This window comes from Streptomyces sp. NBC_00597, assembly GCF_041431095.1.
In the GTDB taxonomy this organism is placed as follows: Bacteria; Actinomycetota; Actinomycetes; order Streptomycetales; family Streptomycetaceae; genus Streptomyces.
Map to the genome: position 1 here is coordinate 5,679,396 of NZ_CP107757.1, position 12,253 is coordinate 5,691,648.

At 72.0% G+C, this 12,253-nt stretch carries 12 protein-coding genes; 6 read left to right on the plus strand and 6 right to left on the minus strand.

The genetic code is table 11. From position 1 onward, the window contains the following. Positions 1–88 precede the first annotated feature (88 nt). The gene (locus OG974_RS25925; RefSeq protein WP_053786320.1) at positions 89–526 is read right to left on the minus strand and encodes a gamma-glutamylcyclotransferase; all 438 of its coding nucleotides are present in this window, start codon (positions 524–526) and stop codon (positions 89–91) included. Positions 527–713: 187 nt separating this feature from the next. Between OG974_RS25925 and OG974_RS25930 the strand changes: the two genes are divergently transcribed. Together OG974_RS25930 and OG974_RS25935 are read left to right on the plus strand one after the other, a co-directional pair. Beyond that, the gene (locus OG974_RS25930; RefSeq protein ID WP_327285077.1) at positions 714–2,153 is read left to right on the plus strand and encodes an NAD(P)H-quinone dehydrogenase; all 1,440 of its coding nucleotides are present in this window, start codon (positions 714–716) and stop codon (positions 2,151–2,153) included. A 211-nt stretch (positions 2,154–2,364) separates the two neighbouring features. Continuing rightward, positions 2,365–3,279 carry a DeoR/GlpR family DNA-binding transcription regulator gene (locus OG974_RS25935; protein WP_327285757.1) on the plus strand — a complete coding sequence of 305 codons (915 nt, stop codon included), beginning with the start codon at positions 2,365–2,367 and terminating at the stop codon, positions 3,277–3,279. Positions 3,280–3,430: 151 nt separating this feature from the next. On the opposite strand, the gene OG974_RS25940 is transcribed toward OG974_RS25935, so the two are convergent. After that, positions 3,431–5,194: a biotin carboxylase N-terminal domain-containing protein gene (locus OG974_RS25940; protein WP_327285078.1), complete on the minus strand. Its 1,764-nt coding sequence runs from the start codon at positions 5,192–5,194 to the stop codon at positions 3,431–3,433. A 384-nt stretch (positions 5,195–5,578) separates the two neighbouring features. Here OG974_RS25940 and OG974_RS25945 point away from each other — a divergent pair, with 384 nt between their 5' ends. Continuing rightward, entirely contained in the window at positions 5,579–6,097 is a 519-nt protein-coding gene (locus OG974_RS25945; protein WP_371644613.1) for a hypothetical protein, read from the plus strand. On the opposite strand, the gene OG974_RS25950 is transcribed toward OG974_RS25945, so the two are convergent. From OG974_RS25950 to OG974_RS25965, 4 genes are all read right to left on the minus strand, one after another. Then, positions 6,078–6,692: a nucleoside triphosphate pyrophosphatase gene (locus OG974_RS25950; protein ID WP_371644615.1), complete on the minus strand. Its 615-nt coding sequence runs from the start codon at positions 6,690–6,692 to the stop codon at positions 6,078–6,080. The two genes, OG974_RS25945 and OG974_RS25950, sit on opposite strands and share 20 nt — an antisense overlap. A gap of 32 nt (positions 6,693–6,724) precedes the next feature. Further along, a complete protein-coding gene (gene mmpB, locus OG974_RS25955) occupies positions 6,725–6,856 on the minus strand; it encodes a morphogenic membrane protein MmpB (protein WP_327285081.1) in 132 nt (43 codons plus the stop codon). A gap of 109 nt (positions 6,857–6,965) precedes the next feature. After that, positions 6,966–7,172 carry an acyl-CoA carboxylase epsilon subunit gene (locus tag OG974_RS25960; protein ID WP_266999597.1) on the minus strand — a complete coding sequence of 69 codons (207 nt, stop codon included), beginning with the start codon at positions 7,170–7,172 and terminating at the stop codon, positions 6,966–6,968. Between the two features lie 15 nt (positions 7,173–7,187). After that, positions 7,188–8,783 (minus strand): acyl-CoA carboxylase subunit beta, encoded by a 1,596-nt coding sequence (locus OG974_RS25965; RefSeq protein ID WP_327285082.1) that lies wholly within the window; start codon positions 8,781–8,783, stop codon positions 7,188–7,190. A gap of 131 nt (positions 8,784–8,914) precedes the next feature. Between OG974_RS25965 and OG974_RS25970 the strand changes: the two genes are divergently transcribed. The 3 genes from OG974_RS25970 to OG974_RS25980 all read left to right on the plus strand — a co-directional run bounded on the left by OG974_RS25970 (position 8,915) and on the right by OG974_RS25980 (position 11,882). Continuing rightward, positions 8,915–9,793 (plus strand): biotin--[acetyl-CoA-carboxylase] ligase, encoded by an 879-nt coding sequence (locus OG974_RS25970; protein WP_327285083.1) that lies wholly within the window; start codon positions 8,915–8,917, stop codon positions 9,791–9,793. Positions 9,794–9,923: 130 nt separating this feature from the next. Beyond that, positions 9,924–11,075, plus strand: coding sequence for an adenylate/guanylate cyclase domain-containing protein (locus tag OG974_RS25975; protein WP_054221244.1), 1,152 nt, complete (start codon positions 9,924–9,926; stop codon positions 11,073–11,075). A gap of 24 nt (positions 11,076–11,099) precedes the next feature. Beyond that, a complete protein-coding gene (locus OG974_RS25980) occupies positions 11,100–11,882 on the plus strand; it encodes an enoyl-CoA hydratase-related protein (protein ID WP_327285084.1) in 783 nt (260 codons plus the stop codon). Positions 11,883–12,253 lie beyond the last annotated feature (371 nt).

A 12,253-nucleotide genomic window follows, 5' to 3' on the forward strand; every position in this document is an offset into this window, starting at 1 on the left:
CGCGTAGATGGCGCAGCTCACGGTGTTCGGATCGTTGCCTTGTCGTTTCCGCCGAATCGTTCCCGACGCCGGGAACGCCGGACGCGCCCTAGCAGGGGCGCTTGCGCAGTTCCATCACGTAGTCGTGCGGGGCGCCCGCCGATTCGGCCGCGTCGGCGATCTCACCGAGGTAGCGCGCCGAGGGCAGCCCGCCCTCGTATCCGTTCAGCACGTAGCACCAGGCCGCCTCCTCGCCGTCCAGCGTGTGGACGCGGATCCGCATCCGGCGGTAGATGTCGAGCCCGACGCCCTCCCACCGGTCCATGGAGTCCTCGTCCAGCGGTGCGATGTCGTACAGGGCGACGAACACCTGGTGGCGGGGGGCCTCGACGATGGTGGCGAGGGCGCCCTCCCAGCCCATCTGCTCACCGCCGAAGGTCAGCCGCCAGTCGTTGATCCAGCCCGTGCCGCGCAGCGGCGAATGCGGAGCGCGGCGCGTCATCAGCCGCGGGTCGAGGTTGCCGGCGTACGCGGCGTAGAGCGACATGAGGTCGAGAGTACGGGAGGGCCGGGGCGGGGCGCGTGCCCGGCCGTCCCCACGGATGGCCGGACCGGGGGAGAAGCACCTTGAAGCGTGCGGGACAATGGAGCACGGAATGCATCCCCCGGGGAGAACCCCCCGGAAGCCCCGGCCGGGGCGGCAGCCGGCCGGGTAGACGTGAGGCGGAGTTTTCGTGACCCGGATCGTGATCATCGGCGGCGGACCCGGCGGGTATGAGGCGGCCCTCGTGGGGGCCCAGCTCGGCGCGGAGGTGACCGTCGTCGACTGCGACGGTCTGGGCGGCGCGTCGGTGCTGACCGACTGCGTGCCCTCCAAGACCCTCATCGCGACCGCCGAGGTCATGACGACCTTCGACTCGTCGTACGAGGAGCTGGGCATCGTCGTCGCGGACGACACCCCGCCGCTGGAGCAGGCCGCGCGCGTCGTCGGCGTGGACCTCGGCAAGGTGAACCGGCGCGTCAAGCGCCTCGCGCTCGCCCAGTCGCACGACATCACCGCTTCCGTCACCCGGGCCGGCGCCCGCGTCGTGCGCGGCCGCGGCAAGCTCGGCGGCCCGCAGGGCATCGACGGCACGCGCGACGTCATCGTCACCGCCGCCGACGGCACCGAGACGATCCTGACGGCCGACGCCGTGCTGATCGCGACCGGCGGCCACCCCCGCGAGATCCCCGACGCGATGCCCGACGGCGAGCGCATCCTGAACTGGACGCAGGTCTACGACCTGGACGAGCTCCCCGAGGAGCTCATCGTGGTCGGCTCGGGCGTCACCGGTGCCGAGTTCGCCGGCGCGTACCAGGCACTCGGCTCCCGGGTGACGCTGGTCTCCTCCCGCGACCGCGTGCTGCCCGGCGAGGACCCGGACGCGGCCGCCGTCCTGGAGGACGTCTTCCGCCGCCGCGGCATGAACGTCATCGGCCGCTCCCGCGCCGAGTCCGCCAAGCGCGTCGGCGACCGCGTCGAGGTCACCCTCTCCGACGGCCGCGTCATCACCGGCTCGCACTGCCTGATGGCCGTCGGCGCGATCCCGAACACCAAGGACATGAACCTGGAGGAGTCCGGGGTCCGGCTCAAGGACTCCGGGCACATCTGGACCGACAAGGTCTCCCGCACGACCGCGCCCGGCGTGTACGCGGCCGGCGACGTGACGGGCATCTTCGCGCTGGCCTCCGTCGCCGCCATGCAGGGCCGCATCGCGATGTACCACTTCCTCGGCGACGCGGTGGCCCCGCTGAACCTCAAGACGGTCTCGTCGAACGTGTTCACCGACCCGGAGATCGCCACCGTCGGTTACACGCAGGCCGATGTGGACGCCGGCAAGATCGACGCCCGTGTCGTGAAGTTGCCGCTGCTGCGCAACCCGCGCGCCAAGATGCAGGGCATCCGGGACGGCTTCGTGAAGCTGTTCTGCCGTCCCGGCACCGGGATCGTCGTGGGTGGCGTCGTCGTGTCGCCGCGCGCCAGCGAACTGATTCACCCGATCTCGATCGCCGTGGACAACAACCTGACCGTCGAGCAGATCGCAAACGCGTTCACGGTGTACCCCTCGCTGTCGGGTTCGATCGCCGAGGTGGCGCGCCAGCTGCACACGCGGAAGGCCGCCGGCGAGGCGTAGCCAAGGCAACCGCCCCACGTCACAAGGGGACTTGGGGCGGCCCGCCGGGGGGTGGAGTGACGTTCACTCAGTCGACCCGCCGCGTATACCACTAGTCGCCCTGTCTTATGGACAACTTCGGTATTCCGGCGCAAGGAGCTGAAACAAGACGGTCGTTGGGGTTACTGTCAGTTTCGTGTTCGCTGCAGAACGTCGCCAATTGATTCTCGAAATGGTGCGGGCCAACGGAGCGGTATCGCTCCGGGAGCTCGCCCGCGTCGTCCAGACCTCCGAAGTAACCGTACGGCGGGACGTGCGGGCGCTGGAGGCAGAAGGACTCCTCGACCGCCGACACGGCGGTGCGGTTTTGCCGGGCGGTTTCACGCGGGAGTCCGGATTTCCGCAAAAGTCCCATCTCGCGACGGCGGAGAAGACCGCCATTGCCGACGTTGCGGCCGGCCTCGTGGAAGAGGGCGAGGCCGTCGTCGTCGGCGCGGGCACCACGACCCAGGAGCTGGCCCGCCGGCTCGCCCGGGTGCCCGGACTGACCGTCGTCACCAACTCGCTGCTGGTCGCGCAGGCCCTGGCCCACGCGAACCGGGTGGAGGTGGTCATGACCGGCGGGACCCTGCGGGGCTCCAACTACGCGCTGGTCGGCAGCGGTGCCGAGCAGTCCCTCCAGGGGCTGCGGGTCTCGCGGGCCTTCCTCTCCGGGACCGGTCTGACCGCCGAGCGCGGACTGTCCACGTCCAACATGCTCAGCGCGAGCGTGGACCGGGCGCTGGTGCAGGCCGCCGCGGAGGTGGTGGTGCTGGCCGACCACACGAAGCTCGGGACCGACACCATGTTCCAGACCGTGCCGACGGACGTGATGACGCGGCTGGTCACGGACGAGCCGCCGCCGCACGACGACCGGGCGGCGACGGAGCTCCAGGCGCTCGCCGACCAGGGAGTGCAGATCACCGTGGCCGGGGCCGTGGCCTCCGGCGGTGGCGAGGCAATGGTCGGGCGCCGCCCGCGCCGGGAATCCCCCCTGCCGGTGCAGCGCCGAGGCGGCCCGACGACCGCGCTACGGAGCGCGCCCCCTGCGCTGCTGGACCAGCAGGCGAGCGAGCGGGGCCGGGTGGCCGACATGCGGCGCCGCTAGGCCACAGCCATGCCGGCGTTTGGGGCGCGCGGGTGCAGGGGTCGGCGCTCCCGCAAGCGGCGGCGCGCACGCGCACGGCGTGGCGGCTCCCACAGCCGTGAGGCCCGGGACCCCTCAGGGGGTGCCGGGCCTCACGGGTGGGACAAGGACGTCAGTCCTTGATCTCGCAGATGGTGGCCCCGGAGGTGAGGCTCGCGCCCACCTCGGCGGTGAGGCCGACGATCGTGCCGGAGCGGTGCGCGTTCAGCGGCTGCTCCATCTTCATGGCCTCCAGGACGACGATCAGGTCGCCCTCGTTGACCTGCTGGCCCTCCTCGACCGCGACCTTGACGATCGTGCCCTGCATCGGGGACGCGAGGGTGTCGCCGGAAGCCGCCGGACCGGACTTCTTCGCCGCACGGCGCTTGGGCTTGGCGCCGCCCGCGGCGGCCGTGCGGGCCAGGGTCATGCCCAGCGAGGACGGCAGCGAGACCTCAAGGCGCTTGCCGCCGACCTCGACGACCACCGTCTCGCGGCCCGGCTCGTCCTCGGCGTCCTCGGCCGCGGGAGCCGCGAACGCCGGGATCTCGTTGACGAACTCGGTCTCGATCCAGCGGGTGAAGACCGTGAACGGGCTGCCGTCCGCCGGGGCGAAGGCGGGGTCCGTGACGACCGCGCGGTGGAACGGGATGGCCGTGGCCATGCCCTCCACCTCGAACTCGGCCAGCGCACGCGCGGCACGCTGCAGCGCCTGCTCGCGGGTGGCACCCGTGACGATCAGCTTGGCGAGCAGCGAGTCCCAGGCCGGGCCGATGACCGAGCCGGACTCGACGCCCGTGTCGAGGCGGACGCCCGGACCCGACGGTGCGGCGAACTTGGTGACGGTGCCCGGAGCCGGCAGGAAGCCGCGGCCCGGGTCCTCGCCGTTGATGCGGAACTCGAACGAGTGGCCGCGCAGCACCGGGTCGCCGTAGCCGAGCTCCTCGCCGTCGGCGATGCGGAACATCTCGCGCACCAGGTCGATGCCGGAGACCTCTTCGGTGACCGGGTGCTCGACCTGCAGACGGGTGTTGACCTCCAGGAAGGAGATCAGGCCGTCGGCGGAGACCAGGAACTCGACCGTGCCGGCGCCGACGTAGCCGGCTTCCTTCAGGATCGCCTTCGAGGCGGCGTACAGCTCGGCGTTCTGCGCCTCGGACAGGAACGGCGCGGGGGCCTCCTCCACCAGCTTCTGGTGGCGGCGCTGCAGCGAGCAGTCACGGGTCGAGACGACGACCACGTTGCCGTGGGAGTCGGCCAGGCACTGGGTCTCGACGTGCCGCGGCTTGTCGAGGTAGCGCTCGACGAAGCACTCGCCGCGGCCGAACGCGGCGACGGCCTCGCGGACGGCCGATTCGTAGAGCTCCGGCACCTCTTCGAGGGTGCGGGCGACCTTCAGGCCACGACCGCCACCGCCGAAGGCGGCCTTGATCGCGATGGGCAGGCCGTGCTCCTTGGCGAACTCGATGACCTCGTCGGCGCCGGACACCGGGTCCGGGGTGCCGGCGACGAGCGGCGCGCCGGCGCGCTGGGCGATGTGCCGGGCGGCGACCTTGTCGCCGAGGTCGCGGATGGCCTGCGGGGGCGGGCCGATCCAGGTCAGGCCCGCGTCGAGCACGGCCTGCGCGAAGTCGGCGTTCTCGGAGAGGAAGCCGTATCCGGGATGGATGGCGTCCGCGCCGGAATCGGCTGCGGCCTGGAGGACCTTGGAGATGTCCAGGTAGCTGGCGGCCGGGGTGTCACCGCCCAACGCGAAAGCTTCGTCGGCCGCGCGGACATGCAGAGCATCCCGGTCCGGATCGGCGTAGACGGCTACGCTTGCGATTCCGGCATCCCGGCAGGCCCGAGCAACGCGGACAGCGATTTCGCCACGGTTGGCGATGAGCACCTTGCGCACGATGGCTCCCTCCTTGAAACAAGCTGAGTTTAGGGACAGCCCACACGGCGTTTCGACCCTTCCCTAGAGGTGACCTTGCCCACACGGAGTGTGATTCGAGTCTGCCTCAAGCGAGGAAAGCCCTTGTGGCGCCCCAGGTCAGGGGGATCCCCAACTGCACAGTAACCCCGTCACGTAACCAAGGTCTCTGTTCGCCGGGTCAGCGGGCCCCCGTGATTCTTTGTCGAGTCCCTACGAACGGCCCACACATTCTTTGCGTGATCGCCGGCGGGGCCCTTCGCGCAACGAAGCTGCCCGGACCCCTTGTCCGTACGTTTACCCGTTAGTAGCCTCCAGGGCGTCGAACGGGCTTGTGGTCGGGGACTCGTGGGGAGGGGTGGGTTCGTGGTGGGCGTCGTGCTGCGCAGACTCGTGGCCGGGCTGGCCGCGCTCGTGCTCGTCGTCGAGGCGGCGGTCCTCGTTCTCGTCCACTTCGTCCTGGGTAGGACCACCCACAACCAGTCGATGTCCATCGCGGGCATGGACCCGGATGTCATGTCCACGGCAACGTACGGGATGGGGGCGGGCATCGGCGCGTTCCTGCTCCTGTGCGCCGTGCTCCTCGTCGTGGCGGCCGTACGGGACCGGGCCCCGGGCACCTTCGCCCGCGTCGTGCTCGTCACCGCCGCCGTCACCCACGGGCTGCTCGGCGCCATCGCCGTCGGCCTGGTCGGCTGGGGCGCCTTCGCGGTGACGATGGTGATCCTGTGCCTGCTCGTGCTGACCCTGACGCTCTACGCGGCCCAGGACGAGGGCATGGCGGGTGCGAGGGGTCCCGGGGGCCCCAGAGGTCCGGGGGGCGCCCCGGACGCCCAGGACGCCCCGCCTACGCCGTTCGAGGACCTCAAGCCCACAAATCCGTGATGGACACGCCCAATTCGGCCAGCAGGGACCGCAGCAGCGGCAGCGACAGCCCGATGACGTTGCCGGGGTCGCCGTCGATGCCCTCGATGAACGGAGCCGACAGCCCGTCCAGGGTGAAGGCCCCGGCCACGTGCAGCGGCTCGCCGCTCGCCACGTACGCGGCCACCTCGGCGTCCGTGGGCTCGCCGAACCGGACCGTCGTGGACGCCGTGGCCGAAACCTGACGTCCGTTCGCCGTGTCGATCACGCAGTGCCCGGTGCGCAGTACGCCGACCCGCCCGCGCATCGACTTCCAGCGCGAGGTGGCCTCCTCGGCGTCCGCCGGCTTGCCGAGCGCCTCGCCGTCCAGCTCCAGCACCGAGTCACAGCCGATCACCAGGGCGCCCGCGGCCTCGTCCAGGGCCGCCACCACGCCCGCCTTGGCCTCGGCCAGCGCCAGCGCCAGCTCGGCCGGGGTGTCCGCGCTGAGAGCGTCCTCGTCGAAGTTGCTGACGATCACGTGCGGGGCCAGGCCGGCCTGCCGCAGCAGGTTGAGCCGGGCGGGTGAGGCGGAGGCGAGGACGAGGGCGTGGGCAGCAGCAGTCATGCCCGCCATCGTAGGGGCGGCCGTCCCGCCCCGAACGCGCCCTAGAAGCCCACGCCCAGCACGTACACGACCACCAGCATCGCGAGGACGACCACCACGGTCATCCTCCGGACCATCGCCTGCGCGTCCCGCATGTCCTCGGGCGGCTCGTTCTTCGGGTCTGACCAGAGCATGCACCGATCCTGGCCCCGCAGGCCGGTGCGGCGCCTGAGTACGGGTACTCAGGCGCCACGGTCCGTTCACGCCATCTTCACGACCGGACGGCGGGCCGCCCGGGCCGCTCTAGCCCGGCCAGTACGTACGGGCCCACGCCCGCGGCCCCGGCTGCGGCAGCGTCCGCCGGGCCACCCGGGCCGGCGCCGACCACTCGTCCGCCACCCGCGGCGCGCCCGACGGTGCCGAGGCCAGCACCGCCGCGCGCGCTTGGACCACCGCCAGTGCGGCGGCCAGCTCCTCGGGCGTCGGATTCCCCTTGACGACCTTGATCACCACAGGACTGACCTCCTACAGGGGGATGTTGCCGTGCTTCTTCGGGGGCAGGGACTCGCGCTTGGTGCGCAGCTGGCGCAGCCCCTTGACCACGTGCGTCCGGGTCTCCGACGGCATGGTCACCGCGTCGACGTACCCGCGCTCGGCGGCCGTGTACGGGTTCAGCAGGGTGTCCTCGTACTCGGCGATGAGCCGGGCCCGGGTCTCCTCGGCGGTGCCCGCCTCCTCCGCCTCCGCGATGGCGCGGCGGTGCAGGATGTTGACCGCGCCCTGCGCGCCCATGACGGCGATCTGCGCGGTCGGCCAGGCCAGGTTCAGGTCCGCGCCGAGGTGCTTGGAGCCCATGACGTCGTACGCGCCGCCGAAGGCCTTGCGGGTGATGACGGTGATCAGGGGGACGGTGGCCTCGGCGTACGCGTAGATCAGCTTCGCGCCGCGCCGGATGATTCCGTTGTACTCCTGGTCGGTGCCCGGCAGGAAGCCCGGGACGTCGACGAACGTCAGCACCGGGATGTTGAAGGCGTCGCAGGTCCGCACGAAACGGGCGGCCTTCTCGGACGCGTCGATGTCCAGGCAGCCGGCGAACTGCATCGGCTGGTTGGCGACGATGCCCACCGGGTGCCCCTCGACGCGGCCGAAGCCGGTGAGGATGTTCGGCGCGAACAGCGACTGCGTCTCCAGGAACTCCGCGTCGTCGAGCACGTGCTCGATCACGGTGTGCATGTCGTACGGCTGGTTCGCGCTGTCCGGGATCAGGACGTCGAGCTCGCGGTCGGTGTCGGAGACCTCCGTGTCCGCCTCTTCCGGGAAGGCCGGCGGCTCGGAGAGGTTGTTCGACGGCAGGTACGCCAGCAGGGACTTGACGTACTCGATGGCGTCCTTCTCGTCCCCGGCCATGTGGTGGGCCACGCCCGAGGTGGAGTTGTGGGTGCGGGCGCCGCCCAGCTCCTCGAAGCCCACGTCCTCGCCGGTGACCGTCTTGATGACGTCCGGGCCGGTGATGAACATGTGCGAGGTCTGATCGACCATCACGGTGAAGTCGGTGATGGCGGGGGAGTACACGGCGCCGCCGGCGCAGGGCCCGACGATCAGGCTGATCTGCGGGATCACGCCCGACGCGTGCACGTTCCGGCGGAAGATCTCGCCGTACATGCCCAGCGCGCTGACGCCCTCCTGGATGCGGGCGCCGCCGGAGTCGTTGATGCCGACGAGCGGGCAGCCGGTCTTCAGCGCGAAGTCCATGACCTTCATGATCTTCTGGCCGTAGACCTCGCCGAGGGCCCCGCCGAAGACGGTGAAGTCTTGCGAGAACACGGCCACCGGACGGCCGTCCACCGTGCCGTAGCCGGTGACGACGCCGTCGCCGTACGGCCGGGTCTTCTCCAGCCCGAAGGCGGTCGAGCGGTGCCGGGCGAACTCGTCGAGCTCGACGAAGGACCCCTCGTCCAGCAGCAGGGCGACCCGCTCACGCGCCGTCAGCTTCCCCTTGGCGTGCTGCTTCTCCACCGCGCGCGCGGACCCGGCGTGAGTGGCTTCGTCGATCCGGCGCTGCAGGTCCGCGATCTTGCCCGCGGTCGTGTGCATGTCGATCGGCTCTGAGGGTTGTGACATCGGGGTCGCGGCTCCCTGTGTGGTGTCAACTGCCTGGTCAATTGATTGACTACTGCTGGCTACTGGTGCGTAGCGTATCGGCGGGCATGGCGCTCGGCAGTGCGGCGTTTGACACACCTACTGTGGGTTGCATGACGCCATCAGATGCATCAGGAGGGGCTCCGTCCGGAGCCGCCGACAGCCGCTGGTCGAGCCTTGAGCGGCCTCCGTTGAACGCTGCCGCGCTGGAGCGGGCCCTCGTCACCGACGGGGGGCTGTGGTCCTCCGTCGAGGTGGTCGCCGCCACGGGGTCCACCAACACGGATCTCGCGGCCCGCGCCGGGCAGCTCCCCGAGGGGGCCGTGCTCGTCGCCGAGGAGCAGACCGCCGGGCGCGGGCGGCTCGACCGGAGCTGGGTCGCGCCCGCCCGGTCCGGGCTGTTCTTCTCCGTCCTGCTCAAGCCGGGCGGGGCCGTACCGCAGGAGCGGTGGGGGTGGCTGACCCTGCTCGCCGGGGTGGCCGCCGCGACCGGGCTGTCCCGGGCCGCCGGCGTGGACACCGCCCTCAAGTGGCCCAACGACCTGCTGATCACCGTGGACGGGGAGGAACGCAAGACCGGCGGCATCCTCGCCGAGCGGGTCGGCGACGGGGTCGTCATCGGGATCGGGCTCAACGTCACGCTGACCGAGGACGAGCTGCCGGTGCCGGAAGCCGGGTCGCTGATCCTGGCCAAGGCCGCCGTCACGGACCGAGAGCCCCTGCTGAAGGCCGTACTGCGCTCCCTGGAGCGCTGGTACGGGGACTGGCGGGCGGCCGGCGGGGATCCGGCCGCCAGCGGCCTCCAGGAGGCGTACGCGGCGGACTGCGTCACCCTCGGCCGGCACGTACGGGCCGACCTGCCGGGCGGCCGCACGCTCACCGGTACGGCCGAAGCGGTCGACGCGGACGGACGGCTCGTCGTCCGCAGCGCCGAGGACCGGCACGAGGCCGTGGGCGCCGGGGACGTCGTCCACCTGAGGTCGGTGCGCTAGCACGGCCGCGGCTGCGGAGAGTGGGGAGTGAGCTACGGCACACCTGCCGTATGGTTTAGGCGATCCCGGTCCTCCCGGTGATCACCCGGTTCGGCAGGGCAGTGCGCACGGAATGGACAGGAGGCGGCCCTTGACCGTCGACGACCCTACGTCCGGCGCGTCCACCCCCGGGCCCGGTCCGGGGACTCCCATCGGACGCGACCAGCACACTCCCCACCACGAGGTCGACCACACCGCACAGCCGACGGCGGACCCGCTCGCCATCCGGCTGGAGCAGCTGATCCTCGGCGCGGAGCGCCGGTACACCCCCTTCCAGGCGGCCCGCAGCGCCGGCGTCTCGATGGAGCTCGCCTCCCGCTTCTGGCGGGCCATGGGCTTCGCGGACATCGGTCAGGCCAAGGCCCTCACGGAGGCCGACGTACTGGCGCTGCGCCGCCTCGCCGGCCTCGTCGAAGCCGGCCTGCTGAGCGAGCCCATGGCCGTACAGGTCGCGCGGTCCACCGGGCAGACCACCGCCCGGCTGGCCGAATGGCAGATCGATTCCTTCCTGGAGGGCCTGACGGAGCCGCCGGAGCCGGGCATGACCCGTACGGAGGTCACGTACCCGCTGGTGGAGCTGCTGCTGCCCGAGCTGGAGGAGTTCCTCGTCTACGTGTGGCGGCGCCAGCTGGCGGCGGCCACCGGACGCGTGGTGCAGGTCGCGGACGACGAGGAGATGGTCGACCGGCGGCTCGCGGTGGGCTTCGCGGACCTCGTCGGCTTCACGCGGCTGACGCGGCGGCTGGAGGAGGAAGAGCTCGGCGAGCTCGTCGAGTCCTTCGAGACGACGTCCGCGGACCTGGTGGCCGCGCACGGCGGCCGGCTGATCAAGACGCTGGGCGACGAGGTGCTGTACTGCGCCGACGACGCGGCCACGGCCGCGGAGATCGCGCTGCGGCTCATCGAGACGATGGAAGCCGACGCCCAGATGCCGGAGCTGCGCGTCGGCATAGCGTTCGGGACGGTCACGACCCGGATGGGCGACGTCTTCGGGACCACCGTGAACCTGGCCTCGCGACTGACGTCCATAGCGCCGAAGGACGCCGTGCTCGTCGACGGGGCCATGGCGGAGGAGCTCGGGCGGACGGGCGCGGCGCCGGTGTCCGAGAAGGAGGCCGAGGCCGAGGAGGGCGGCGGGACGTACCGCTTCGCGCTCCAGCCGATGTGGCAGCGGCCGGTGCGCGGGCTGGGCGTCGTGGAGCCCTGGTCGCTGACGCGGCGGAAGCCTAAGATCCCCGGGTAACGTTCGTTAACCGGGAGGGTCTCTGTGTCTGAGTTCGTGACTGTGCGCCGGCATGACGACGGGGTCGCGGAGCTGGTCCTGGACCGGCCCAAGGCGATGAACGCCGTCTCGACGGATATGGCGCGGGCCATCGGCGACGCCTGCGCGGCGCTCGCGGCGGACGCGTCGGTACGGGTGGTCGTGCTCTCCTCGGCGGCGGAACGCGCCTTCTGCGTCGGGGCCGACCTCAAGGAGCGCAACTCCCTGACGGACGCCGAGCTGGTGCAGCAGCGGCCGACCACGCGGGGCGCCTACGGGGGCGTACTGGAACTCCCGATGCCGACGATCGCGGCGGTGCACGGGTTCGCGCTGGGCGGCGGCTTCGAGCTGGCGCTGGCCTGCGACGTGATCGTGGCCGACGAGACGGCGGTGGTCGGCCTGCCGGAGGTTTCCGTGGGCGTGATCCCCGGCGGCGGGGGCACGCAGCTGCTGCCGCGGCGCGTGGGCGCGGCGCGGGCGGCGGAACTGATCTTCACGGCGCGGCGGGTCGAGGCGGCCGAGGCGCTGGCGCTCGGCCTGGTGGACTCGCTGGTCCCGGCGGGCACGGACCGTGACGAGGCGCTCGCCCTGGCCGGGCGGATGGCCGCGAACTCCCCGGTGGGGCTGCGGGCGGCGAAGCGGGCGCTGCGGCTGGGGCACGGGATGGACCTGACGGCCGGGCTGGAGATCGAGGACGCGGCCTGGCGGACGGTGGCGTTCTCCGGCGACCGCGCGGAGGGCGTGGCGGCGTTCAACGAAAAGCGCCGTCCGAACTGGCCGGGCCGCTAGCCACCCGCGAACGGATCCGCCAGGGCCTGCGCAGCCGTCCCGTGCGGGGCCCGCTCGGCCGTGCGGGGCCCCGGCGGGGCAGGGCCGGCGCGGCTGGGGTGCCGGTGTCGAGGCTGGTCGGGTGGGCTTCGGGTGGGCCGGTGCGGCAGATCCAGCCCCGCCGGCCGCCTCTGTCCCCGCCGGCCGCCTCCGTCCCCGTCTGGTGCCTCCGTCCCTGTCCGGCCCGGCCCGGGGCAGATCCAGCCCCGCCGGCGTTCGAGGCGCGGAGGTCCGGGGCCGGACGCCGAGGGTGGTGCCGGCGCCTTACGGGGCCCGGGTCCCGGTAGCGGCGCCGTGGGCGGATCTGCCCCGTCGGGGGATCGGTGGCGCTG